The sequence below is a fragment of the Amycolatopsis sp. NPDC101161 genome (assembly GCF_044768185.1).
Classification (GTDB): Bacteria; Actinomycetota; Actinomycetes; order Mycobacteriales; family Pseudonocardiaceae; genus Amycolatopsis.
Map to the genome: position 1 here is coordinate 343,570 of NZ_JBIWPI010000008.1, position 23,694 is coordinate 367,263.

The following is a 23,694-nucleotide window of genomic DNA, read 5'->3' on the forward strand; positions in this document are numbered from 1 at the left end:
GGTTCCTCTCCGCGGCGCTTCAGCTCTTGCTGTTGCCCCACAGGGACTGGTCGTCGACCTTGACGCTGCTCACCGGCCCGAACGTGGCACCGTCCGCGGTGACCAGCGGCGCGGCCAGCTGGTCCTCCATCAGGCCGTCGCGGACCTGGATGATCGTGCTGTCGTGGTCGGTCTTGCCCACCGCCGGTGTCTTGCCGGCGATCGCGTCCTTGACGTACTGCAGGGCGTACTTGGCGAACAGGTCCGCGGGCTGGGACACGGTCGCGTCCATCTCCCCCGCCCGGATCTTGGCCAGCTCCTCGGGGATGCCGTCGTTGGACACGATGAACACGTGCTTCGGGTCGCTCGCCGGGACCGCCAGGCCGCGCTGCTTCAGCAGCTGCAGCGTGCCGGACAGCGCGAAACTGGACTGCATGTAGACGCCCTTGATGTCCGGGTTCGCCGTCAGCCGCGTCTGGAGCTTCTGGGCCGCGGTGTTGGCGTCCCAGTTGGTGGCCTCGCCGAAGACCGTGACGCCCGGGAAGTTCTTCTTCATGCAGTCGTTGAAGGCTTCGGTGCGGTCGCGGCCGTTGATCGACGCGAGGTCGCCCTGCAGCATGACGACCTTGCCCTTGCCGCCGAGCTTGGTGCCGAGGAACTGGCAGGCCTTCTCGCCGTAGGCTCGGTTGTCGGCCCGCACGACCATGTAGACGTTGCCCTGGTCGGGGCGGGTGTCGACGGACACGACCGGGATCTTCTTCCCCGCGAGCTGCTGCAGGGTCGGGATGATCGCCGCGGTGTCCTGCGGCGCCATGACCACGCCCTTGACGCCCTGGCTGATCATCGTCTGCACGTTGGCCGTCAGGTTGGCGACGTCGTTCTGCGAGTTGGTGGTCTTGAGGTCGAGGCCGAACTGCCCGGCGAACTGGGGCACGTACTTGATGTAGGCGTTCCAGAAGTCGGTGTCCGAGCGCGGGTAGTCGACCCCCACGACGGTCTTGCCCCCCGAAGCGGCGGTCGAGCCGCCGCCGCTGCAGCCGGCCAGTGCGGCCGCGGTCAGGACGCCGGCGGTGACGACAGCGGCGGCGCGCAGGTGCTGGAACTTCATGACCTCTCCTCGTTGACAGGTTTCGGGCGGAGCCGCAGGCCGGACATACCGCCGTCCACGGCGAGATCGGTGCCGGTGGTGGCCCCGGAGTCCGGGCCGGCCAGGTAGCAGATCGCCGCGGCGACCTCGTCGGCGGTGACGAGCCGGCCGGAGGGCTGGCGCGCGGCGAGTGCGGCCAGCTCGGCTTCGGGGTCGTCGGCGGTGGCCAGCAGCCGGTCGATCCACGGGGTGTGCGCGGTGCCGGGATTCACGCAGCAGACGCGGATCCCTTCGGCCAAGTGGTCGGCGGCCAGCGCGCGGGTAAGCGCGAGGACCGCGCCTTTCGTGGCGCTGTAGAGCGCCCGTTGCGGCAGCCCGGCGGTCGCCGCGATCGAGCAGGTGTTCACGATCGCCGCCGCGGGCGACGCGCGCAGGTGCGGCAGGGCCGCGCGGGTCACGCGCACCATGCCGACGACGTTGACGTCGAAGACGCGGTGCCACTCGGCGTCGTCGTTGTCCTCGACCGTTCCCTGGGCCCCGATCCCCGCGTTGTTGACCAGGACGTCGAGGCCGCCGAGGTGCTCGACGGCGGCGGCGACCGCGGCTCGCACCGAGTTGTCGTCCGAGACGTCGGCCCGCACGCCGGTCAGCGGCTCTTCGACCTTGTTGTTCAGGTCGAGGCAAACGACCCGCGCACCCCGTGCGGACAACCGCAGCGCCGTGGCGAGCCCGATGCCGGACGCGCCGCCGGTCACGATCGCGCGGACGCCGTCGAATTCCCCGCTCACGCGACCACCACCGCGTCCCGCTGCCAGACCGGGCCGTCCGGGAACCGGTACCGCGCAACGGATTCCGGGTGCAGCCGCGCACCGAGGCCCGGCTCCCGCGGAGCCAGGTAGCGGCCGCGCTCGATCCGCACCGGGTCGACGAAGTGCTCGTGCAGGTGGTCCACGTACTCGATGACGCGGTCGGTCTGGGTGCCGCTCACCGCGACGAAGTCGAACATCGCCAGGTGCTGCACCATTTCGCACAGCCCGACGCCGCCGGCGTGCGGGCACACCGGGACGCCGAACTTCGCGGCCAGCAACAGGATCGCGATGTTCTCGGTGACGCCGGCGACGCGGCTCGCGTCGAGCTGGAGGACGTCGATCGCCTCCGCCTGCAGCAGTTGCTTGAACATCACCGCGTTGTGGGTGTGCTCGCCGGTGGCCACCTTGATCGGCGCCACCGCCCGGCGGATGGCGGCGTGGCCGAGGACGTCGTCGGGCGAGGTCGGCTCCTCGATCCAGTACGGGTCGAACTCGGCGAGCGGGCGCAGCCATTCGATGGCCTGGCCGACACCCCAGGCCTGGTTGGCGTCGATGGCGATCCGGACGTCCGGCCCGACGACTTCGCGGGCGAGCCGCAGCCGGCGGACGTCTTCGTCGAGGTCGGCGCCGACCTTGAGCTTGATCTGGGTGAACCCGTCCTGGACGGCCTCCTTCGCGAGTGCCGCCAGCTTCTCCGGCGAGTACCCGAGCCAGCCGGGAGTCGTGGTGTAGGCGGGAAAACCGGATTCCAGGAGTTCGGCCTGGCGGGCCGCGCGGCCGGGTTCGGCGCGGCGGAGGAGGTCGAGGGCTTCCTCGCGGGTGAGGGCGTCGCGCAGGTACCGGAAGTCGACCAGGTCGACCAGTTCCTCCGGCGACATCTCGGCCAGCAGGCGCCAGACCGGCTTGCCTTCGCGGCGGGCCCGCAGGTCCCACGCGGCGTTGACGATCGCCGCGGCGGCCATGTGGATCGCGCCCTTGTCCGGGCCCAGCCAGCGCAGCTGGCTGTCGCCGGTCAGCCGGCGGGAGAACGCGCCGAGGTCGGCGAGCGCGTCGTCCACCGGCATCCCCACGACCAGAGGCACGAGCGCGCGGACGGCGGCGACCTCGACGTCGTTGCCGCGGCCCACGGTGAAGGCCAGCCCGTAGCCTTCGTCACCGGCGCTCGTACCGATGGTCACGTACGCCGCCGAGTAGTCGGGCTCGGGGTTCATCGCGTCCGACCCGTCCAGGCTCAGCGAAGTCGGAAAGCGCACGTCGACGGCGTCGATGGCACTGATCACTTCGGCCAACGGGCCACCTCTCCTCAGCCAGACAACATATGTATGGCTACGCGCCGGCACGCGGATTGTCCAGAGTCGACCCACAACACGGCCATAACTTAGACTTAGCGTTACCAGTGACTACCTTCCGCGCTTTTACATATGATGAGTCACTTGATCTTTGAGCGAGACATCATATGTCTGTTACGGTCCCCGCCACGCGTTTCCCCCTCGACCCCGGCCGGCGCGTCGACGCGCACCACCACCTGTGGCGCACCTCCGCCCGGCGCCACGCGTGGCTGGACGGCGACGACACCGCGGCGATCCGGCGTGACTACACGACGGCCGACCTGCGGGCGGCCGCGGCGGGGATCGACGCGACGGTGCTCGTCCAGGTCCTGCCCGACCTGGACGAGTCGATCGAGTTCCTCGCGACGGCGGCCGCGGAGCCGCTCATCGCGGGCGTGGTCGGCTGGGTCGACCTCACGGACGCCCCGGCGCGGGACATCGAGCGGCTGCGGTCGGCGCCGGGCGGCGAGCTCTTGGCCGGCATCCGGCACCTCGTCGAGGCCGAGCCCGACCCGCGCTGGCTGGCGCGGGAAGACGTCCTGGCGGGGCTCGCGGCGGTGCGCGACGCCGGGCTGGTGTACGACGTGCTCGTGCGGCCCCACCAGTTCCCGGCGGCCACCGCGGCGGCCCGGGCGCTGCCGGACCTCACGTTCGTCCTCGACCACCTCGGCAAACCGCCGGTCGCCGCCGGTCAGCTCGAACCCTGGGCGACCGGCTTGGCCGCCCTGGCCCGGGAGCCCAACGTCGTCGCGAAGCTGTCCGGTCTCGTCACGGAAGCCGGCCGGAATTGGCAGCCGGCCGACCTGCGGCCGTACGTGGAGACGGCGCTCACGACGTTCGGCCCCGACCGGCTGATGGTGGGCTCGGACTGGCCGGTGTGCCTGCTCGCGGGGTCCTACGCGAGGGTCATGGAGGCCGCGGACGGGCTGCTCGACGACCTGACCCCGCCCGAACAAGCCGCCATCCGCGGCGGCACGGCTGCTCGCGTGTACGGGCTGCGGACTCCCGAAGCACAGATCGGGTCAACCGAACAGACGTGATCCAGACCACGAACTGACCAACTGACTAATCTGGTCAGTATGGTCGAAGTCATGAACGACACCACCACACGCCGGGTACTGGTCGTAGGAATGGGCGTCAGCGGGATCGCCACCGCGGCGCGGTTGCGGGCCGCGGGCTGGACGCCCGTGCTGATCGAACGCGCGCCGGGGCGGCGGTCCGGTGGCTACTTCGTCGCCCTGTTCGGGGCGGGCAAGGCGGCGGCCACGCGGCTGGGCCTCGGGGCCCACCTGCACGACCGCGGCAGCCCGCGGCCGCCGGTGAACCTCGACCGGAACGGGCGCCGCCGGCCGGGCGCGGGGTTCCGCGACCTGCCCGGCAAGCCGTGGCTGATGTTGCGCGGCGACGCCGAACAAGCCGCCTTCGAGGTCCTGCCCGACGACGTCGAAATCCGCTACTCCACCGTGCCCACCGCGATCGAGCAGGACGCCGGCGGGGTCGACGTCACCCTTCGGAACACCGAGAGCGGCGTCGAGGTCACCGAGCGGTTCGACCTCGTCGTCGGCGCCGACGGGCTGCGCTCGACCGTGCGGTCGCTGGTGTTCGGCCCGCACGAAGACCACCTGCGCCGCCTCGGCTACATGGTCGTGGCCTTCGAGTACGCCGGGACCCCGGCCGGCCTCGACCCCGGCCAAGGCGCGACGCTGCTCGAACCGGGCCGGTCGATGTGGGTCTTCGCCTTCGCCGACCACAACCCCACGATCATGCTGACCTACCGCACCGACGACGTCGGCGCCGAATTCACCGCCACGCCCGCGCAGCGCGTCCGCGCCGCCTTCGGGCCGCGACCACTGCGCGGCACGCTCGGCGACGTCGTCGACCACCTGGAGTCGGCCGACAACGCCCTCTTCGACTCCGTGGAGCAGGTGCGGATGCCGCAGTGGCACCGCGGGCGCGTCGTCCTGGTCGGCGACTCCGCCTGGTGCGTCACGCTCTACGCCGGCATGGGGGTCTCGTCCGGGCTGACCGGCGCCGACCTGCTCGGCACGATGCTCGAACGCCACGACGACGTCGGAACCGCGTTGACCGAGTGGGAACGCGCCCTGCGCCCCTACATCGACCACTACCAGGACGGCGCGGCCGGCGACCGCAAGATCTTCATGGCCGACAGCCACCCGGAGATCGTCTTCCGCCGCACGCTCCCGAAACTGGCCAAGACCCGGCTCGGCGGCCGCCTGCTCGAACGCGTGATGCGCGTGGACGACATCGAGAAGTTCAAGAACGCCGATATCGTCGGACGCGTACTCGACCCCGGAAGGACCAGCGTTGCCGGACCTGCCTGAACACAGCTCGCCCAAGGCGGCGCGCATCCTCGCCGCCGCGGGTGAGCTGCTGCTCGCGCGCGGCAGCAAAGGCGTCACCATCGCCGACGTCGCCACCCGGGCCCACATCGGCAAGGGCACCGTCTACCTGTACTGGAAGACGAAGGAAGACCTCCTGCTCGGCCTGGTCAGCCGGGACTTCATCGGGCTGGCCGACGACGTCACCGAAGCGGTCACCGCCGACCCCGACCTCGCCCGGCCGTCCCGGCTCCTGCCCGACATGCTGGCCACCGCGGCCCGGCACCCGTTCGTCGACGCCCTGCGCCGCGGCGACGACGGCCTCCTCGGCGCGCTCACCGACGATCCGCGCTCGGCGAAGCTGCTGGAGACGCTGAGCCCGGACGCGATGATGTACGGCGTGCTCCCGATCTGGCGCCGGCACGCCCTCGCCCGGACCGACTGGCCGCTCGCCGAACAGGCGCTGGCCCTCCACGCCCTGCTCACCGGCTTCCTGAAAGCCCCCGCACCGAGCCGGTTCCGGCCGGGGCCGGTGGTTCCGGAGGAGGTCCTCGCCAAGGCGGTGACCGCGTTGCTGGGTCCGGAGCAGGCGACTCCGGCGCAGGTCCGCGCGACGGCCGCCGAAGGCCTCCAAGCCCTCGCCGACGCTCGCGTGACAGCGCTCGAGCTCATCGCCGTACCGGCTGCCCCGGCCCCCGCGAACTGAGATCCGCGCCGGTCAGCGGTCGCGCAACCGGCGCAGGCCGTCGACGATCAGTTCCAAGCCGAAGGTGAACTCGTCCGCCAGCGGCACCGGCAGCGAGTCCGCGACCGCGTGGGTGGCCGGGAACTCGGCCGGCGGCAGGTCGTGGAAATGCGTCGACAAGCGTTCTCGCTCGACGTCGCTCCCGGATCCGGTGAGCTGGATGGCGAAGCCGAGGACATACCGCGCGAGGGTGGCGTAGGCGCGCGCGGCGAGGTGCGGCGGGAGCCCGCCGTCGAGCAGGACGGCGAGGCAGCGTTCTCGCAGCACCATGGCGTTCGGTCCGGTCGGGGTCTGCTCGATCAGCAGTGGCGCGATCTTCGGGTGCCGGCCCAGCGCGTCGAACATCGCCCGGGCGACGGCCTGGCAGGCCTCGTCCCAGCCCAGCCCGGCCAATGACCGGGGGTCGAGGTCGATCTCGCCGAAGACCCGGTCGATCACCTGGGTGATCAACGCCGCCCGGTTGCCGAAGTGGCGGTAGAGCGTGGCCGTGCCGGATTCGAGCCGCTGGGCGAGGGTCCGCATGGACAGCGCCTCGGCGCCTTCCTCGTCGACGAGCCGCAGCGCTGTCGCGAGGATGCGGTCGAGGGGGACGGCGGGGCGGCCGCGCGATCGGCGGGCGGCCGTGGCCGGCGAGGACGAGCTTGTCACCCCGTGAGTATGACCGGCGTTGACACGCCGATGAATAACGGCAACACTGTTGCCATTATGGAGCGCACCCATTCGCTGGCGGTCGACGGCCAGCACATCCACTACGTCCGCGCAGGTCAGGGACCCGCGGTGGTCCTGCTGCACGGCAGCGGGTCCTCGCTCGAGGGCTTCGGGCGGGTGGCGGAACTGTTGTCGGCTTCCCACGACGTCATCCGCCCGGACCTGCCCGGCTTCGGGCGGACGGGACCGCGGCCCGACCGCGACTACCGCGTCCGGACCTCCGCGCGCACGATCGCCCGCTTCACGACCGCGCTGGACCTGCCGCGTTTCGCGGTGGCCGGGAACTCCCTCGGCGGCAACATCGCGTGGAACCTGGCCCTGGACGCCCCCGAGCGGGTGGACGCGCTGGTCCTGGTCAACGCGACCGGCTACCCCGGGAAGACCCTGCCCGCCGGGTTGCGCCTCGCCCGGAATCCCTTGCTCCGCCCACTGCTTCGGCACTGGCTGCCGCGAAGCGCGACCGAACGCGGGCTGCGGGAAGCCGTCGGCGCGAACTCGGCCATCGTCGACGACGCCATGGTCGACCGGGTGCACGCGCTGACGAGCCGGCCGGGGAACCGGTCGGCGTTCGTCGACTTCGCCAACACCGACCAGCCGGACCGCAGCGCCGAGATCCCCAAGATCGCCGTCCCGACACTGGTCCTGCGCAGCGCCGAGGTCGACGGGCAGCACTTCGCCCGCGACATCCCCGGCGCCCAGGAGCGCGTCCACGCCGACGGCGGGCACCTGCTGCCGGAAGAAGACCCCGACTGGGTGGCGACGGCGATCGCGGAGTTCCTGCGATGAAGTACTTCGTCGCGTCCGATGAGGACCGCCGGCTCGACGCGGCCACCCGGCGAACCCTGCGCGGCAGCTTCGCCTCCCTGTCCGACGGGGTGACGCACTACGAGCTCGCCGGTCCCGAGGACGGCGAACTCGCCGTGCTCGTCGGCGGCATCACGATCCCACTGTCCTATTGGGACGGACTCGCCGCCCGGCTGCACGCCCGCGGCCTGCGCACCCTGACCTGCAGCGCCTACGGCCGCGGCTACTCCGACCGCGTCCGGGGCCGCTACGACGAGGCGTTGTTCGTCCGGCAGCTGGCCGAGCTGACCTCGGCACTGGACCTCACGACGCCGCGGCACCTCGTCGGCACGTCGATGGGCGCCCTCGTCGCGATGGCCTACGCGAACCGGTACCCGGAAGCGGTCGCCACGCTCACCGTCGTCGGACCGGCCGGCTTGGGCGAACGTCCGCGGCCACAACGGTTGCTGCGCAACGACGTCGTGGCCGGGTTCGTCGCCCGGCGCTTCGGCCGCCGGTTGCTGGAAGACCACCTCGGGCACAACGTCCGCGACCCCGGGCTCTCCGCCCGGCTGGTCGCCATGGTCCGGGACGCCTACCGGTACGAAGGCTCCCTGTACGCGTTTTTCCAGACCTTGCAGGACTTTCCGCTGTACGAGCGGCAGGACCTCTTCCGCCGCACGGCAGAGCTGGGTCTGCCGGTCCTGCTGGTGTGGGGCGACGACGACCGGGTCACCCCGGTCACGCACCTCGACACCGTCGTCGGGCTGCTGCGCCCGCGGCAGACGCACGTCATCACCGAATGCGGCCACATGGCCCCCTTCGAGCGGCCCCACGACGTCGGCGACCTGGTCGCGTCGTTCGCCGTTCCCCACCCCGATCGGCTCGAACCGTGAACGAACCCCTCGACGTCCTGATCGCCGGCGCCGGCCCGACCGGCACCACGCTGGCGATCGACCTCCTCCGCCGCGGCCTGGCCGTCCGGATCGTCGACAAGGCCCCGCACCCCTTCGCGGGCTCCCGCGCCAAGGGCATCCAGCCGCGGACCCTCGAGGTGTTCGACGACCTCGGCGTGCTCGACGCCGTTCTCGCCGGCAGCAGCGACTACCCCCGCCTCGGCATCCACCTGGGCCCGGTCACCGTCCCGTGGCGGATGTTCCGCAACCGCGAACCCAGCGCCGGCGTGCCCCACCCGAACACCCGGCTGATGCCCCAGTACCGCACCGACTCCGTGCTGCACGACCGGCTCGGGAAGCTCGGCGGCCGGGTCGAATACGGCCGCGAGCTCGCCGGGTTCGACCAGGACGACACGACGGTCACCGCCACCGTGACCGGGGCCGGCGGCCCCGAACGGATCACCGCCCGCTACCTCGTGGGCGCCGACGGCGGGTCCAGCGCCGTCCGAAAGCACCTCGGCGTGGGGTTCGTCGGCGAGACCGACGACCAGGACCGGATGCTCATCGTCGACGCCGTCACCACCGGCTTGTCCCGCGACCGCTGGCACGTCTGGCCGGGCGCGAAAGGCCGGTTCGCCGGCGCGTGCCCGCTGCCGCACACCGACCTGTTCCAGTGGATGATCCGCCTGGCCCCGGACGAAGAACCACCCGACGGCGAGGAAGCCGTCACCCGGCGAATCCAGGCTCACACCCGCGACCGGCACCTCGCCGTGCGCGACATCCGCTGGCGGTCGGTGTTCCGGCCCAACATCCGCCTCACCGAGGCCTACCGCCGCGGACGGGTCTTCCTGGCCGGCGACGCCGCGCACGTGCACACCCCGGCCGGCGCGCAGGGCCTCAACACCGGCATCCAGGACGCCTACAACCTCGGCTGGAAGCTCGGCCAGGTCCTCGCCGGAGCCGACGTGCGGCTGCTCGACAGCTACGAAGCCGAACGCCTCCCGATCGCGGCCGGTGTGCTGGGCCTGTCCACCGAGAAGTACGAGGGCTTCGCCAAGCTCGACCCGTCGAGCCTGCGCCGCGGCAAGGACGAACAGCAGCTGTCGCTGACCTACCACGGCGGCCCCCTCGCCCCGGCCGGCCGCGACCGCACCAAGACGTTGCGAGTCGGCGACCGGGCGCCGGACGCCGCCCTGCCCGGCTCGCGGCTGTTCGACACCTACCGGGGACCGCACTTCACCGTGGTCGCGTACGGCCCGAAGGCCACCGCGGCGAGCGGCGAACTCGACTGGCCGGCCGTGGGAGCGCCGCTGCGACGGATCACCATCCAGGCCTGCGACAGCTACGGATTCGAGGGCGACACGCTGCTGCTCGTCCGGCCCGACGGCTACCTCGGGCACATCGCGACCCGCGACTTCCTCGAGTCGACCAGCGCCGCCGTGCGCACCATGACTCCCGAGGTGGCCGGATGAACCGCGTCCTGCTGCGCGGCGCGCGAGTCATCACCATGGCACCGAACCGGCCGGACGCCGAACGCGCCGACGTCCTGATCGAAGGTGACACCATCGCCGCCGTCGGCGACGGACTCGACACGACCGGCGCCGAGATCGTCGACGTGACGGACCGGATCGTGGTGCCCGGACTGGTCAACGCCCACCTGCACACGTGGCAAACCGCGTTGCGCGGCGCGGGCGCCGACTGGACGCTGGCGGACTACCTCGGCCGCGTGCACGGCGCCGTCGCCCGGCACTACCGCCCCGAGGACATGCGCATCGGCACCCTCGCCGGCGCGCTGAGCCAGCTCGACCGCGGCACCACCACCCTGGGCGACTGGTGCCACAACACACCCACCCCGGACCACACCGACGCCGCGCTCGACGGCCTCGCGGCCTCCGGCGTCCGCGGGGTGTTCCTGCACGGCACCCCGTACTCCGCGCCCGACGCGACCCACCCCGTCGGCGAGGTCGACCGGCTGTCCACCGGCCCGCTGCTCAGCCTCGGCATGGCCGTCCGCGGCCCCCAACTGTCCACTCCGGACACCGCGGTCGCCGACTTCCGCGCCGCCGCCGAGCGCGGCCTCGTCGTGTCGATGCACCAGAGCGGCGGCGAACCCGGACCTGGGTGGACGGCGGTGCGCGACGCCGGGCTGCTGAGCCCCGCCACCAACGTCGTGCACGGCGCCGGGCTCACCGAAGAGTGGATCAAGATCCTGGTCGACGCGGGCGCCACCCTCACCAGCACGCCCGAAAACGAACTCGGCCAAGGCCACGGCTTCCCCGTAACCGGCCGGCTGCTCCGGCTGGGCGCCGCACCGTCGCTGGGTACCGACACCGACGCCGTCACCCCCGCCGACGTGCTCTCCGCCGCCCGGATCGCGCTGGCCGCCCAGCGCGGTCACGACCACGAGCGTCACCGGCAGGACACCGGCTCGCCCTCCCTCACCGCGACGATCACCGCCAGGCAGGCGCTGGCCTGGGCGACGGTCGAAGGCGCGCGAGCACTCGGCCTCGCCGACCGCGTCGGCCGGCTCGAGGCGGGTATGCAGGCCGATCTCGTCGTCATCGACAGCTTCGGACCGGATCCGGTCGCGGCCGCGCTGTACGCGGGTACGGGCGACATCGAAGCCGTCATGGTCGCCGGGCGCTGGCGCAAACGCGACCACACCCTGCTCGACGTAGACCTCGACGCCGTCCGGGACCGACTGCGGGAATCCGCAGCCCACCTCCTCCCCTACGCCCGGTCCCGGTGAAACTTACCTGCGGAACCGCAAGCGAAATCGTCGACGTATCCGCCTTCCGGCCCAACGGCAAACGTTTGCCCGGGCGCGGTGCCTGGACGTTCGTTCCACGCGACTCCACCATGCTGTCGGCAAGGAAAACCCCGGCGTGGGAGGCTTTCGTGACGACTGCTCGGCGATGGCGGAAGCGACGAGCGGTCATGGTGACCGGCGTGGCCGCATCTCTCGTGGCGGCGACGCTCACGGCCCCGCCGGTCTCGGCCGCGACCGGGCCCGCGCTGGCGATCGACGTCTCCGCCGCCCGGCACCCGATCAGCCCGGACATCTACGGCCTCAACGGCGGCGATCCGGCGTTCAACGCCGAAATCGGCCAGACGGTCGCGCGCTGGGGCGGGAACGCCACCAGCCGGTACAACTTCAAGAACCACACCTACAACACCGGCAGCGACTGGTACTTCGAGAACATCGTCGCCGACCAGGAGCACTCCGTGGAAGGGATGGTCGGGTCCACCCTCGGCCGCGGCATCAAGCCGGTCGTCACCGTGCCCCTGAGCGGGTGGGTGGCCAAGGATTCGCCGTCATCCCACCCGTTCGCCTGCGGGTTCCCCGCGACGCGGTATCCGCGGCAGGACAGCTTCGACCAGTGGGACCCCAACTGCGGCAACGGAAAGCTCGACCAGCAGAACCTCAGCGGCGACCCCACCGACACCTCCATCCGGACGGACGCGACCTTCGACGGCGAAATGGTGTCGCACCTGGTGGACCGGTTCGGCACCGCGGCGCAAGGTGGCGTGCCGATCTACGAACTCGACAACGAGCCGGTGCTCTGGTCCAGTACGCACCGGGACGTCCACCCCGAGCCGGTCTCGGACGACGAACTGGGCGGCAAGGGCACCGCGGCCGCCGCCGCGATCAAGGCCGCCGACCCCAGCGCGGCCGTACTCGGCCCGTCCGGCTGGGGGTACTGCGAATGGGTCGCGTCCGGAGTGGACGGTTGCGGACCGGGCACCGACTCCGCCGCGCACGGCGGGCTCAACCTCTCCCAGTGGTACCTGAAGAACATGAAGGACTACAGCGACGCCCACGGCGGCAAGCGCTTCCTCGACTACTTCGACCAGCACTTCTACCCGCAGATCAGCGGCGACAAGACCCCCGAGGCCAACGCGCTGCGGCTGCGGTCCATCCGGTCGCTGTGGGACCCCACCTACGTCGAGGAGTCCTGGATCGGCCCCAGCGGGGTCAACGCACCGCCGCTGCAGTTCATCCGCACGATGAAGTCGTGGGTCGACCGGTACAACCCCGGGACCAAGACGGCCATCACCGAGTACAACTGGGGCGCGCTGGACGACATCAACGGCGCGCTGGCCGAGGCCGACATCCTCGGCGTCTTCGGCCGCGAGGGCCTCGACCTCGCCACGATGTGGGGCGAACCGAAGCCGACCGACCCGGGCGCGTACGCGTTCCGCATGTACCGGAACTACGACGGCGCCGGCAGCCGGTTCGGCGACGTCAGCGTGTCGGCGACCGCCGCCGACCAGGGTCAGCTGGCCGTGTACGCGGCGCAGCGGTCCGCCGACCAGGCGCTGACCGTCATGGTCGTCAACAAGACCGGCGGCGACCTCACCTCACCCCTGTCGGTGGCCGGGTTCGACAACGCCGGTGCGGCGCAGCGGTTCACCTACGGTCCGGCCGACCTGGGCGCCATCGTGCGCGGCGACGATCTCCCGGCGGACGACGGCCGGATCGACGCGACCTGCCCGGCGAACTCCATCACGCTGCTGGTCCTGCCGGCGGCCGGGTGCTCGGCGAGCCTGCACGTCAACGGCGGGTGGGACACCGGGCACGTCGCGACGGTGACCGTCACCAACGACCGCCGCACGCCGATCACCGGGTGGCGGGTCGGCTGGACGTGGCCCGGCGACCAGCGGGTCACCAACTCGTGGAACACCACCCTGAAGCAGAACGGCGCGAGCGTGGTCGCCACCGACGCCGGGTGGAACGGCCGGATCGGCGCAGGCGGCAGCACCACCTTCGGGTTCCAGGCGACCGGGGCGGCACCACCACCGACGCTGACGTGCGCGCCTGCCTGAGCAGGCCGGTCAGCGCGGCGGCACGACCAGGGAGGCACTGCCGCCGGGCCCGGTCGCGGTGATCCGGACGGTCACCGCGTCCGGTCCCCGGACGACGGTGATCCGCCAGCTCCGCGGCCACCCGACGTCGAGCGTGCTCGTGGCCTGCCGGACGAGGTCGGGAACGCGGTCGGCCGGGATTTCCGCGCGGCCGGCCAGGGACTCGATGATCGCGCGCAGCTCCTCCGCGTCCGGAGGGGACTCCCGCGGGCCGACGGTGACCGTGCTGGAGCTCGAGGACGACGGCGGCGGCTCGACCGGCTCCGGGGTGAACAGCTCGACGCGGAACAGGCCGAGCACGACGGCCGCGCCGAGCAGCAGCCCGGCGAAGGCGGCGAGCGCGAACCCCCACCCCTCCGGGGGCTCCTGGACCAAAGTGGACTCCGGCGCGGACCGGACGACCGCCTCGGCCGCGCGACGCTCCCACTCCGCCGGCGGCGACGGGACGACCTTGCCCCGCCACGGCCGGTCCGGCGGTACTCGACCACGAGGACGTCCCCCGGGCGGTAGCGCGGGAGGTCGACCAGGTTGACGTGGTGGGTGATCCCGGCGCGGAACGACGGCACGTCGCCGGGGGCGATCGTGAGGACCAGGTCGACCGGGACGTCGCCCGTCTCGGTGCCGCCGGCGCGCAGGCTTTCGATTCTGGCCAGCGCCACGCGCGGCACGACGATCGCCTCGCGGGCCCGCCGCGGCATGCCCGCGACGAAGAGCAGGACGCCGTAGCCGACGGGCAGTCCCAGGCCGAAGAGGATCAGCGGGACCTTCTCGAGCACGATCCCGGTGACGAACGCGCTCAGCGTCACCCCGGTGACACCGCCGCCGAGCAACCCGCGCACGAGGGCGAGCGGACGGACGGGATCGGGTGCGGTGGACATGGGCAGCACTCCCGGCGCTAGAAGAGGGACCCCGCCGGATCCGGTTCGACCAGCACGGCTTCCGGGTCTCGGGGGTCGTAGCGGACCCGCACCGCCGAACCGCGGCACGGAGCTTGGAACAACGGGGTGACCATCGTCGTCACGACCGTGCGTTCCCCGGTCTCCGCCGTGAACCGCACGTGGACGACGAACTTCGGGTGCCCCATGACCCACACGTCGGTGAACTCGACGTGCGTCACGAAGCCGGTCACCTCCCGGCCGCGGTGACGCAGTGCCTGCTCGCGGTCGTCCGCCTCGGCCTCGCTGAGGAAAGCCTGCAGCAGCACCACGATCAGGACCAGCGCCACGAGCCCGGACACCGCCGGCACGAGGTAAGGCTCGTAGTAGACGACCCAGTCCACATCGGACCACGGCTCGGCTTTCCCGTCGAGGAACGGCAACCGCTGCCCCACCGACTCCGGCGGCGTCCACGAGGGGATCGCCACGCCACTGCCCAGCGCCACGCCCAGGGCCGTCGTCAGCGAGCTCACCCGGAAGCCGGTGCCCATCCGGTCCACCGACGGGACGGCGGCCCACAGCATCGCGAAGCCGAGCGACGACGCGACCGTGATCGCGGCGGCGAAGAACAGCACGAGCGAAACCGCCGGGCCCGCGTCGGCCCCCCACGCGTCGACGCGGTTCAGCGACATCAGCCGGAAGCCGTCCAGCAGCCCGAGCGACCCGGACCAGCCCGCGGCGGCCCAGGCGAGCGTCGTCGGGACGCCGAGCAGCCACAGCCGCCACCCGGCTCGCCTCTCCGGCCGGCCGAACCCGGCGAATCCGAACACGGCGGGCCCCCTAGTCGATCGGGCCGAACACGGCGACCTGCGCCGGGTCGGCCGGGTCGACGCGGGCCTCGTGCCGGGTGCCCGGCGCGTACTGCTGGATCGTCGCGAGCGGGGTGATCAGCGGGGTGACGGTCCGGTAGGTGGTCCCGTCGGTGCGGGTGACCTCCAGCGTCGCCGTGTACCGCGCCTGCCCGGCGACGGTCCGGTCGGTCGGCTCGAGGGCCCGGACCACCAGCGTGGCCGGCTCGCCGGTGTCGTACAGCCGCCGCAGCCGCGTGCCGTAGGCCTGCAGTTCCTGCTGCTGGCGCAGCTGCTCCTCCGGCGGCAGCGCCAGGAACTCCGCCATGGCGGGGTCGGCGTGCATGCTGCGGAACGCCTGCGCGGCCAGCTGCGGCGTCGGCAGCTGCGGGGTGATGTCGTACCCCTCGGCCGCGGCCGCCCGCCGGAACTGCTCCGCGTGCTGCTGGAACTGCTGCGCGCCCCGGGCCGCGCCCTGCTGCGTCGCCTCGTTGACCTTGTCGCGGATCTTCTTGAACATCGGTCCTGCCTTTCGCTGTGCGGTACGCACACAGCTTCGGCGGGACGCGCCGCTACCGAACCCGGGTTTGCCCGTCGTCGGAGGCGTCGAGGCAGGTCAGGGCCGCCCAGAACACCGGCGAGCGGGCGGGTTCGGGCCGCTCGCGCCACCGGGCGAGCCGCTCGCGCTGCCACGCGCACAGCTCGGTGACCGGGTCGTCGCCGGCGAGCGCGGTGTCGACGGCGATCACCAGCTCGGCCATCGGATCCGCGCCGGGCACCGCCGCCGACGTCGGCAGTGCCCACACCGTCGCGGCCACCAGCCGCGCCCCCGCCGCGACGGCCGCGAGCAGCACGCCGAACGGCTCGGCCAGGCCGAAGTCGCCCGCGCTGGCGCAGCCGATCAGCGCCACGCGCGCCGGCATCGCGGCCACATCGGACAAGGCGAGGTCAGCGGCGGTGAACGGCCGGTGCGCCCCGATCGGCTCGGCCGTCCCCGGCAGCTCCGCCGGGCACGACAGGTGCAGCGCGGTCTGCGCGCCGTGTTCGTCGCGGACGCGGCTGACGTGCCCGGCGAAGACCAGCCGGGAACACGGCTCGGCCAGCAGCCGGGCGAGCAGCCGCCGGTCGGTGTCGGTGCGGCGGACCAGGTCGAGCCCCCGTGCGGCGGACGGCCGGACCGGCCCGGCGGCGAGCCGCGCGTCGAGGTGGCGGATCAGCGGCGACGCCGCGTTCTGCTTGCCGAGCACGGAACCCAGGTCGCCGAAGGCGCTCTGGCCGGGGATCCGCGGGTCGAGCAGGTACACCGGCGGTCCCGCAGCGGACGGCTGGCGGCGCGGGATCCCGGCAGGCGCGAGCAGGGAGACATCGGCGACGTCGAGGACGCGGTCGTCGCCGTCGAAGCAGGTGCCCTCCTCGCCGGGTTCCAGCACGTGGTCCGGCCGCCGGTCGGGGAGGGCGAGCAGCCCCCACGGCACCGCGGCGAGGCTCGGCGACGGCTGCACGCGCAGGAGCGGCCGCCGTCCGCGCGCGGCGGCGTCCCGCAGCCGCGCGACGAGATCGGCGGGCAGGAGGTTGAGCGCGAGGATCCGGGCCAGCCGCTGTTCACCGGCGAAGCCACCGAAGGCGTCGTCGCCGAGGGCGCGCCGGACGGCGTCGGCGACGCTTTCCCCTTCGCGCGGTGTCGGCGAGGCGTCGGCCAAGCGTTCGCGAGCCGTCGCGACCAGGGCGGCGTCGACCGGGTGGGTGTGGACGGTGTCGAGGTCGTCCGCGGTCCGCCAGCTGAGGTAGGTGTGCCCGGCGTCGGCGTAGCGCAGGACGAAGGTTTCGCGGCCGGCCTCGGCGGCGGGCCAGGTCGCCACGGTTTCGGTTTCCGGGCGGGGCAAGCCGTAGCGCTCGGCGGCGAGCCGGAGCCAGCGGTCGAGCCGCATCGGCGAGCCGGGAGACCACCGCAGGGCGGGCGGCGGGGCGAGGCGGAGCGGGAGCGACGCCGTGACGGCACCCAGCGCGGCCAACGGCAGCCCGGCAGCGACCGGCTCCGGCTCCGGAGTGGGCGGTGTGCCGGTCAGGTCGAGCGCCGGTTCGCCGGCCCCGGTGTAGGCCCCCACCGCGCAGGTGCGCTCGATCAGCTCCGCCGCCAGCCTCGGCTCTTTCAGCTGGCCCAGCAACGCCATCAGCAGCCCGGTCGCCGGGCCGGCGACGTCGCGGGCCCACGCCGCGCGCGCCCGCGGCGACGCGAACTCGAACCGGTAGTCCGCCGCCGCGAGCGCCACCGGGAGCAGCAGGTCCAGCACCGCCGGCAGGTCTTCGCCCCGGGCGAAACCGATCTCGGCCGCCGCGAAGTCCGTGTGCAGGCGCTGGAGCCGGATCCCGGACGCCCGCGCCGATTCCCGCGCGCGGGTCACGTGCTCCTCCGCCGTCGCCCAGTCGCCTTCCGCGGCAGCGCAGCGGGCGAGCGCGACGTCCAGCCTGCGCAGGCCCGGCGTGTCCCCGTTGGCCGTCCAGAGCGCACCCGCGTGCTCGAACTGGGCGCGGGCCTGCCGCGCGTCGCCGGCGAGCAGCAGCAGCGAGCCCAGCGCGTGGCTCGCTTCCGCGACGTCGCCGGTCGCGCCGGTCGCCGCGAGCTCGTCGCGGGCGGCGACGATCGCGGCGACCGCGCCCGGGAAGTCACCGCCCAGCGCCCGGTCCGCCGCCAGGTCGACGGCGAACTTCGCGGCCGCCGGCCGGCCTTCGTGCTGCGCGTCGAGCCGGACCAGGTCGGCCCGCGCTGCCGCGTCCTGGCCACCGGCCTGACGGAGGCCCGCGCGTTCGGCGCGTGCCATCGCCTGCAGCGAAGCGACTTGGTCCCGGACTTCCTCGACATCGGCGATGGCCTCCAGCGCCGTGAGGATGTCCTCGAGCGCGGCCAGCGCGCCGGCCGGATCCCCGGCGACCACCCGCACCCGCGCTTCCAGGATGCGCAGCGTCAGCTCGTCGGCGCCGTGCGGGTCGAGCAGCACGCGCGGGTACTGCCCCGGTTCGGCCGCCTTCCGCAGCGCCGCGCGGCGACGCTGCCCGGCGATCAGCTCGCGGGCCCGCGCGACGTCACCCTCCTCTGTGGACAGAGAGACGAGGACGCGTTCGGCGACTTCGCGGGAGCCTTCCATCATCCTGATCTCGGCGTACTGTCCGAAGTGGACAACAGCGGCCACGCCGACGCGGAACGCGTTCAGCACGGCCTCGGCGCACACGCGGGCTTTGGTCAGGTCGCCCGCGGAGTAGCAGACGGTGGCCAGGTCGCTGACGGCGGCGAGCTCGAGGTCGGTCCGGTCGAGCCGGTGCGCGAGCTGCCGCATCCGGCCGTACTCCCGCTGCGCGCCCGCGATGTCCCGGGCGGCGGCCAGGTGTTTGGCCGTTCGCTGGATCTCGAGGGCTTCTTCCAGCAATCCCTGGTACTCGGTTTCGGTGAGCGAGCACGCGGGGAGGACGCCGTAAGGTGCCGGGTCCAGGCCGAAGTGCGCAGCGACGCACCGGCAGTTGTACCCGTGCGAACTCGCGCCGGCCAGTTCGTCCGGCAGGGCCCGGTCCGGTGGGTTCAGCGGCGGCGGCATCCCGGCGAGCACGTCAGAACTCCTCGTCGCCCGCCGCGGCGGCCGCGCGCTCGGCCAGCGTCCGGGCCGCCGGCGGCAGCGCACCACGCGCCCGGACGAGCGACACCACCTCGGCCCGGTCCGCCGGTGTCGTCCCGGCGATGTCCTCGGCCGTCACGCCCACGATGAGTCCGATGTGGACGGACGTCGCCCGGCGGGCCGTGGCGTCGTCCAGATCGGCCGCGCCGGCGAACCAGCCCGGCCCCAGGAGCAACGGGACTTCCGCGAGCACTTCGCCGTCGTGGGTCGCGAACGCCGTGAGGGTCGCGTCGGCGAGCGCCCCGGCGACCTCGACCTCGAGCCGGGTGGCCGCCGCGGCCGCGACGATCCGCCAGGTCACTGTGTCCTCGGCGGCGTCGAGGACACCCGGGGGCACCCGCGCCCAGTCGACGCTGGCCCGGCCCTCGGCCACCACGCCGTCCTCGGCCGGCCCGGAGCCGGTGCCCGCGGCCAGGGCGTACGCGCGCTGCCCCGGCTCCACAGCGGCGGCGAGCGCGGCGGCGGCTTCGGCCCGCACGACGTCGTCCCGGTCGTCGAACCACGCCGACAACCTCCGGCACAGGTCGCGAACCTCGTCCGCGACCGCCGTCGCGGCGACCCCGTCGGCGGCGGCGGCGAACAGCTCGGCCGGGGTGGCTTCGAAGCCGTCGAGCATGCCTTCGGCGACGTTCTCGACGGCGGCGGTGGCGACGGCCGTTTCGAGGTCCAGCAGCGCCGGGTCCAGGGGCGGCACGCCGAGCGCCGGGCTCGCGGGCCACCACCGGCGGGCCCACAGCAGCAGCGCGAGGGTGGCCAGCTCGGGGCGGCCGGGGACGTCGACGTGGCCGGCCGTGATCGCCTCCACCGCGCGGTCCTCGCCGATCAGGCGGGTCAGCCACGGCTCCGCGGCGGCCGCGTCACCGAGCTCGATGCGCATCGGCCCGGGCGCGCCCGCGAGCAGGTCGGCCAGGGCGAAGCGCACGAGGCCGCCGTCCACCGCGACGACGGGCGTGTGCACCGGGTGCGTCACGACACGGCCTCCAGCTCCGGCAGCCGGGCCAGGAGCGCGCGGCGCACCTTCGTCCGCAAGTCCAGGGAGGTCGAGCGGACGACGCCGGTGACGAGGTCCCGGACGTCCGCGGCATCGGCCGGGAGGTCACCGCGCACGTCGAAGCCGTGCAGCCGGATCCACAGCCGGCCGAGGAACTGCTTGGCGAACTCGCGCAGTTCGCGCACGAGCTCGGCGTCGGGCCGCGGGGTGAGCGGCGTGGCGCCCGCCAATGCCCGGCGGGCGTGCAGCACATACCCCTCGCGCGCGACCTGGGCGTTGAGCTGCCGCGCGAACTCGGGCCCGCTCGCGGCCGCGACGCCGTCGAGCGGCCGGAGCGCGGGTGCGAGGACGACGCCGAGCGCGAAGCAGGTGGCCAGCGCGGGCACCCCGAGCCCGAAGCCGGCGGCGATCCGGGCGAGCTCGTCGTCGACCAGGCTTTCGAGCGGCCCTCGCTCGTCGGCCGGGAGCCGGCGCAGCGTGGCCCGCACCCGCCGTTCGACGCTGCGTTCGAGCAGCTCGGGCCCAGTTTCGTCGCGCCGGAGCAACGGCGGGACGGCGGTGCGGTCCCCACGCTGCAGCCCGAGCACCGGCCAGCTGGGGAGCACGTCGGCGCCGCCGGGCCGGCGCAGGGCGAGCCCGAGGGCGTGCCCCGCGGCGGAACTCGCCAGCACTCGCCACGTGGCGTCGGTGAGGTCGTCGACGAACTCGCCGAGCAGCGCCACGGCGTCCTCCGGCGCGAGGCCGGGATCGGCTTCGGTGTGCCAGCGGCGGTGCAGCTCGGTGGTGAGGTCCGCGGCGACCCGGGGATCGGTCAGGTACGCGGTCAGCCGGGCAACGCCGGCTTCGTCGCCTTCGCCGTGCAGCTCGCGCAACGCCGCCGCGGCCGTCTCCGGCGCGTCCGGGCCGGGCATGCCGACGCCCGTCGCGAGCTCGTACGCCAGGGGGAAGCAGACGTCCTGGACGTCGCCCGCGGTGATGCGCAGGGCGCGGCGCTGCCGCTTCAGGTGCGTGAACCACGCGGCCGTCGCCTTCAGCCGGGGCGCGTCGGCCAGCAGGAGCTCGGTGAGCTCCGCCGCCGCGGCCGGTTCCAGCAGCGGGCGCCCCAGCCGCGGCCGCGCCGCCGTCCGGAGCACCAGCGGATCGACGATCTTCTTGACGGTCCGGGTCAGCGGGCCACCATCACCCGACGACAGCACCTCCACCCCGGGAATCCGCGCCCACACCGCCGCGAGGACCGCCGAGCGCAGGAGGGGCTTGCTCGCTCCCATGCCCACCGCCCTCCACCACTCGATCGCACCCTACCGGCGGAGCCACGCGGCGTCCCGGACCGCGCGTGCGAGCAGCACGAGGGCCGACTGGGACGGCGACCCGGGTTCGCTCGTCGCGACGACCAGCGTCTGCTCGGCCGCGTGCGCGGGGGTCATCGCCTGCTGGTGGACCACCAGGTCGCCGACCAGGGGGTGCCGCATCGCGTACTCGGTGGCCGTGCAGGCCTGGACGCGGTGGTCGGCCCACAGCGCGGCGAATTCGGGGCTCTTCGTGACCAGCTCCCCGATCAACGCGTTGAGCAGCTGGTCGTCACCGTGGCGGCCGGCGGTCAGGCGCAGGTTGCCGACGACCGCCTTCGCCTTCGCTGTCCACTGTGGATAGAGGTCGCGGGTGTGCGCGTCGAGGAAGACCAAGCGGGCCATGTTGGGCCGGTCGGCGGGCCGCGCGGGCGCGTCGAAGTCGAGGTGGCCGGCGAAGAAGGCGTGGCCGAGCCGGTTCCACGCGAGGACGTCGGTCCGCCGCCCCAGCACGATCGCCGGGACGTCACCCAGGCCGTCCAGCAGCTGTCCGGTCGCCTCGTGCACCCGCTCGACCGGCGGGCGCTTCGCGGCTCGGCGACGCCGTGGCCGGGCTAGCACCCGCAGGTGTTCGTGCTCGTCGGTGTCGAGGCGCAACGCCCGCGCGATGTTGTCGAGCACCTGGTCGGAGGCGTTCGCCGACTGGCCCTGCTCGAGCCGGACGTAGTAGGACGCGCTGACGCCGGCCAGGCTCGCGACCTCTTCCCGGCGCAGCCCGGGCACCCGCCGGCGCTCGCCGTAGGTCTCCAGCCCGACGTCGTCCGGCCGCACCCGTGCGCGCATCGCCTGCAGGTACTCGGCCAGCCGCCCGTGATCAGCCATGGTCCGAGTATGCGCCACCGCGGCGCCGCCAACCTGACACCGCCAGGGGTAGGAAACGCCGGGGCTGGCTCGCCGCGGCCCGGCCCGGTGAACCTGGACGCGGCCGCCAAGGGGCGGCGCACGAGAGAAGTCCAGGAGATCCCCCACCATGACCACGAGCGTTCTCGATCCGGCGGCGTTCACCTTCACCCGCCGGGTCTGGGTGCCGGCTTCGCCGCGGGAGGTCTACGACCTCGTCAGCGACGTCACCCGAATCGGGCTGTGGAGCCCGACCGCTTCGCGGGTGCGCTACGACGACGGCGCCGGACCGGTACCCGGAGCGTGGTTCGGCGGCCACAACCGCCGCGGTGACCGCGAGTGGGACAGCCGCTCGCAGGTCCTCACCGCCGACCCGCCCGGCGAGTTCTCGTTCGTCGTCGGCGGGATCGCCGACGGGATCGTCCGCTGGCGCTGGCTCCTGCGCGACGACCACCCCGGGACGATCGTCGCCCAGGAATGGCGGCTGCTGCGGATGGACCCCGTGCTCGGGACCAGCCACCAGGAAGTCGCGCGGCTGCGCGACGAAATGGCCCTCAGCGCCGAGACCACCCTGCTCGGGCTGGCCCGGTGGCTGCACGAACGCACCGCCGCGGTGTGAACCGAACTCCCCACGAACCGAAGGATCGCCATGACCGACCGGATCACCCTGGGAGACGTCACCGTCACCCGCATCACCGAGTTCTACGGCTCGGTCGAAATGACCCCCGCCGAGTTCTTCCCCGACAGCACCGACGAGTCCTGGCAGGACCGCCGCGACTGGCTGGCCCCGGACTTCTGGGACCCCGAGACGAACGAATGCCGGTCGGCGGTCCAGACCTGGCTGCTGCGGAGCGGCGGCCGCACGATCCTCGTCGACACCGGCGTCGGCAACCACAAGGAGCGGCCCTACTCCCCCGTCTGGAGCCACCTCGACACCGGCTTCCTCGGCACTCTCGCCGCCGCCGGCGTGCGGCCCGAGGACGTCGACCTCGTCGTCAACACCCACCTGCACGTCGACCACGTCGGGTGGAACACCCGGCTGGACGGGCGCACCTGGGTGCCGACCTTCCCCAACGCGACCTACCTGATGCCGCGGCGCGACTTCGACTTCTGGAACCCCGCCAACGACCACCGGCCCCGCCTCGGCCGCGGCAACCAGAACGTCTTCGAAGACAGCGTCGCCCCCGTGCACGAAGCCGGGCTGACGCAGCTGTGGGACGGCTCGCACCGCATCGACGGCGACTTGCGGCTGGAACTCGCCCCCGGCCACACGCCGGGATCGTCCGTGCTGCACCTGGAGTCCGGCGGGGACCGCGCGGTGTTCGTCGGCGACCTCGTGCACACCGCGCTGCAGATCGCCGAGCCCGAGACCAACTCGTGCTTCTGCGAAGACCCCGCCGCCGCGCGCGTCACCCGCCGGAACCTGCTCGGCCGGGCCGCCGAAACCGGCGCGCTCGTCTTCCCCGCCCACTTCGGCGGGCACGGCGCCGCCCAGGTGAAACGCGACGGCAGCCGGTTCGCCATCGCGGGCTGGGCCGGCTTCCCCCGCAGCGCCTGACCCGAGAGGATTTCCCTTGTCAGATCAGCAG

The 23,694-nt window shown here is 73.2% G+C and carries 22 protein-coding genes; 11 read left to right on the forward strand and 11 right to left on the reverse strand.

Annotation, left to right across the window (positions count from 1 at the left end; genetic code table 11):
• Positions 1-19 precede the first annotated feature (19 nt).
• Genes ACIRSS_RS48190 through ACIRSS_RS48200 form a run of 3 tightly spaced genes read right to left on the reverse strand, consistent with a single transcriptional unit; the run spans position 20 to position 3,164 of the window.
• Positions 20-1,087: a sugar ABC transporter substrate-binding protein gene (locus ACIRSS_RS48190; RefSeq protein WP_400908630.1), complete on the reverse strand. Its 1,068-nt coding sequence runs from the start codon at positions 1,085-1,087 to the stop codon at positions 20-22.
• Complete coding sequence (locus ACIRSS_RS48195) at positions 1,084-1,854, reverse strand: SDR family NAD(P)-dependent oxidoreductase (RefSeq protein ID WP_400908633.1); 771 nt, start codon at positions 1,852-1,854, stop codon at positions 1,084-1,086. The genes ACIRSS_RS48190 and ACIRSS_RS48195 overlap by 4 nt, the downstream gene beginning before the upstream one ends.
• On the reverse strand, positions 1,851-3,164 hold the full coding sequence (locus ACIRSS_RS48200; protein WP_400908636.1) for an enolase C-terminal domain-like protein: 1,314 nt from the start codon (positions 3,162-3,164) through the stop codon (positions 1,851-1,853). The genes ACIRSS_RS48195 and ACIRSS_RS48200 overlap by 4 nt, the downstream gene beginning before the upstream one ends.
• Before the next feature lie 167 nt (positions 3,165-3,331).
• Here ACIRSS_RS48200 and ACIRSS_RS48205 point away from each other — a divergent pair, with 167 nt between their 5' ends.
• Genes ACIRSS_RS48205 through ACIRSS_RS48215 form a run of 3 tightly spaced genes read left to right on the forward strand, consistent with a single transcriptional unit; the run spans position 3,332 to position 6,248 of the window.
• A complete protein-coding gene (locus ACIRSS_RS48205; RefSeq protein ID WP_400908639.1) occupies positions 3,332-4,243 on the forward strand; it encodes an amidohydrolase family protein in 912 nt (303 codons plus the stop codon).
• A 51-nt stretch (positions 4,244-4,294) separates the two neighbouring features.
• Positions 4,295-5,545, forward strand: a complete 1,251-nt coding sequence (locus ACIRSS_RS48210; RefSeq protein WP_400908641.1) for an FAD-dependent monooxygenase — start codon at positions 4,295-4,297, stop codon at positions 5,543-5,545.
• Positions 5,529-6,248 (forward strand): TetR/AcrR family transcriptional regulator, encoded by a 720-nt coding sequence (locus ACIRSS_RS48215; RefSeq protein WP_400908644.1) that lies wholly within the window; start codon positions 5,529-5,531, stop codon positions 6,246-6,248. Before ACIRSS_RS48210 ends, ACIRSS_RS48215 begins: the two co-directional genes overlap by 17 nt.
• A gap of 12 nt (positions 6,249-6,260) precedes the next feature.
• Here ACIRSS_RS48215 and ACIRSS_RS48220 read toward each other — a convergent pair whose 3' ends face one another.
• Positions 6,261-6,935, reverse strand: coding sequence for a TetR/AcrR family transcriptional regulator (locus tag ACIRSS_RS48220; protein ID WP_400908647.1), 675 nt, complete (start codon positions 6,933-6,935; stop codon positions 6,261-6,263).
• Between the two features lie 57 nt (positions 6,936-6,992).
• Here ACIRSS_RS48220 and ACIRSS_RS48225 point away from each other — a divergent pair, with 57 nt between their 5' ends.
• From ACIRSS_RS48225 to ACIRSS_RS48245, 5 genes are all read left to right on the forward strand, one after another.
• Positions 6,993-7,781 (forward strand): alpha/beta fold hydrolase, encoded by a 789-nt coding sequence (locus tag ACIRSS_RS48225; protein ID WP_400908649.1) that lies wholly within the window; start codon positions 6,993-6,995, stop codon positions 7,779-7,781.
• Positions 7,778-8,674 (forward strand): alpha/beta fold hydrolase, encoded by an 897-nt coding sequence (locus tag ACIRSS_RS48230; RefSeq protein ID WP_400908652.1) that lies wholly within the window; start codon positions 7,778-7,780, stop codon positions 8,672-8,674. The genes ACIRSS_RS48225 and ACIRSS_RS48230 overlap by 4 nt, the downstream gene beginning before the upstream one ends.
• The gene (locus tag ACIRSS_RS48235) at positions 8,671-10,146 is read left to right on the forward strand and encodes an FAD-dependent oxidoreductase (protein WP_400908655.1); all 1,476 of its coding nucleotides are present in this window, start codon (positions 8,671-8,673) and stop codon (positions 10,144-10,146) included. Before ACIRSS_RS48230 ends, ACIRSS_RS48235 begins: the two co-directional genes overlap by 4 nt.
• Positions 10,143-11,423 (forward strand): amidohydrolase family protein, encoded by a 1,281-nt coding sequence (locus ACIRSS_RS48240; protein WP_400908657.1) that lies wholly within the window; start codon positions 10,143-10,145, stop codon positions 11,421-11,423. The genes ACIRSS_RS48235 and ACIRSS_RS48240 overlap by 4 nt, the downstream gene beginning before the upstream one ends.
• Positions 11,424-11,623: 200 nt before the next feature.
• Entirely contained in the window at positions 11,624-13,501 is a 1,878-nt protein-coding gene (locus ACIRSS_RS48245; protein WP_400908659.1) for a glycoside hydrolase family 44 protein, read from the forward strand.
• A 9-nt stretch (positions 13,502-13,510) separates the two neighbouring features.
• On the opposite strand, the gene ACIRSS_RS48250 is transcribed toward ACIRSS_RS48245, so the two are convergent.
• A complete protein-coding gene (locus ACIRSS_RS48250) occupies positions 13,511-13,915 on the reverse strand; it encodes a hypothetical protein (protein WP_400908661.1) in 405 nt (134 codons plus the stop codon).
• 161 nt (positions 13,916-14,076) lie between these two features.
• Here ACIRSS_RS48250 and ACIRSS_RS48255 point away from each other — a divergent pair, with 161 nt between their 5' ends.
• On the forward strand, positions 14,077-14,439 hold the full coding sequence (locus ACIRSS_RS48255) for a hypothetical protein (RefSeq protein WP_400908664.1): 363 nt from the start codon (positions 14,077-14,079) through the stop codon (positions 14,437-14,439).
• Here the strand turns inward: ACIRSS_RS48255 and ACIRSS_RS48260 are convergent.
• From ACIRSS_RS48260 to ACIRSS_RS48285, 6 genes are read right to left on the reverse strand one after another with little or no spacing between them, the layout of a single operon-like run.
• Positions 14,436-15,245, reverse strand: a complete 810-nt coding sequence (locus ACIRSS_RS48260; protein WP_400908666.1) for a DUF3592 domain-containing protein — start codon at positions 15,243-15,245, stop codon at positions 14,436-14,438. The two genes, ACIRSS_RS48255 and ACIRSS_RS48260, sit on opposite strands and share 4 nt — an antisense overlap.
• A gap of 10 nt (positions 15,246-15,255) precedes the next feature.
• Complete coding sequence (locus ACIRSS_RS48265; RefSeq protein WP_400908669.1) at positions 15,256-15,783, reverse strand: DUF3592 domain-containing protein; 528 nt, start codon at positions 15,781-15,783, stop codon at positions 15,256-15,258.
• A 52-nt stretch (positions 15,784-15,835) separates the two neighbouring features.
• A complete protein-coding gene (locus ACIRSS_RS48270; RefSeq protein WP_400908671.1) occupies positions 15,836-18,862 on the reverse strand; it encodes a hypothetical protein in 3,027 nt (1,008 codons plus the stop codon).
• A gap of 1 nt (position 18,863) precedes the next feature.
• A complete protein-coding gene (locus ACIRSS_RS48275; RefSeq protein ID WP_400908674.1) occupies positions 18,864-19,898 on the reverse strand; it encodes a hypothetical protein in 1,035 nt (344 codons plus the stop codon).
• Positions 19,895-21,187: a hypothetical protein gene (locus ACIRSS_RS48280; protein ID WP_400908677.1), complete on the reverse strand. Its 1,293-nt coding sequence runs from the start codon at positions 21,185-21,187 to the stop codon at positions 19,895-19,897. Before ACIRSS_RS48280 ends, ACIRSS_RS48275 begins: the two co-directional genes overlap by 4 nt.
• A gap of 30 nt (positions 21,188-21,217) precedes the next feature.
• Complete coding sequence (locus ACIRSS_RS48285; protein ID WP_400908679.1) at positions 21,218-22,087, reverse strand: helix-turn-helix domain-containing protein; 870 nt, start codon at positions 22,085-22,087, stop codon at positions 21,218-21,220.
• Between the two features lie 148 nt (positions 22,088-22,235).
• Here ACIRSS_RS48285 and ACIRSS_RS48290 point away from each other — a divergent pair, with 148 nt between their 5' ends.
• Both ACIRSS_RS48290 and ACIRSS_RS48295 read left to right on the forward strand, forming a co-directional pair.
• A complete protein-coding gene (locus tag ACIRSS_RS48290; protein ID WP_400908682.1) occupies positions 22,236-22,724 on the forward strand; it encodes an SRPBCC family protein in 489 nt (162 codons plus the stop codon).
• A gap of 30 nt (positions 22,725-22,754) precedes the next feature.
• On the forward strand, positions 22,755-23,663 hold the full coding sequence (locus tag ACIRSS_RS48295; protein WP_400908685.1) for an MBL fold metallo-hydrolase: 909 nt from the start codon (positions 22,755-22,757) through the stop codon (positions 23,661-23,663).
• Positions 23,664-23,694 lie beyond the last annotated feature (31 nt).

Excerpts from the sequence above, each read along its gene's own strand:
- ACIRSS_RS48210 (WP_400908641.1), top strand. The coding sequence starts at position 4,295 with ATGAACGACACCACCACACGCCGGGTACTGGTCGTAGGAATGGGCGTC.
- ACIRSS_RS48225 (WP_400908649.1), top strand. The coding sequence starts at position 6,993 with ATGGAGCGCACCCATTCGCTGGCGGTCGACGGCCAGCACATCCACTAC.
- ACIRSS_RS48205 (WP_400908639.1), top strand. The coding sequence starts at position 3,332 with ATGTCTGTTACGGTCCCCGCCACGCGTTTCCCCCTCGACCCCGGCCGG.
- ACIRSS_RS48295 (WP_400908685.1), top strand. The coding sequence starts at position 22,755 with ATGACCGACCGGATCACCCTGGGAGACGTCACCGTCACCCGCATCACC.
- ACIRSS_RS48265 (WP_400908669.1), bottom strand. The coding sequence starts at position 15,783 with ATGTTCAAGAAGATCCGCGACAAGGTCAACGAGGCGACGCAGCAGGGC.
- ACIRSS_RS48230 (WP_400908652.1), top strand. The coding sequence starts at position 7,778 with ATGAAGTACTTCGTCGCGTCCGATGAGGACCGCCGGCTCGACGCGGCC.
- ACIRSS_RS48285 (WP_400908679.1), bottom strand. The coding sequence starts at position 22,087 with ATGGCTGATCACGGGCGGCTGGCCGAGTACCTGCAGGCGATGCGCGCA.
- ACIRSS_RS48190 (WP_400908630.1), bottom strand. The coding sequence starts at position 1,087 with ATGAAGTTCCAGCACCTGCGCGCCGCCGCTGTCGTCACCGCCGGCGTC.
- ACIRSS_RS48280 (WP_400908677.1), bottom strand. The coding sequence starts at position 21,187 with ATGGGAGCGAGCAAGCCCCTCCTGCGCTCGGCGGTCCTCGCGGCGGTG.
- ACIRSS_RS48290 (WP_400908682.1), top strand. The coding sequence starts at position 22,236 with ATGACCACGAGCGTTCTCGATCCGGCGGCGTTCACCTTCACCCGCCGG.
- ACIRSS_RS48240 (WP_400908657.1), top strand. The coding sequence starts at position 10,143 with ATGAACCGCGTCCTGCTGCGCGGCGCGCGAGTCATCACCATGGCACCG.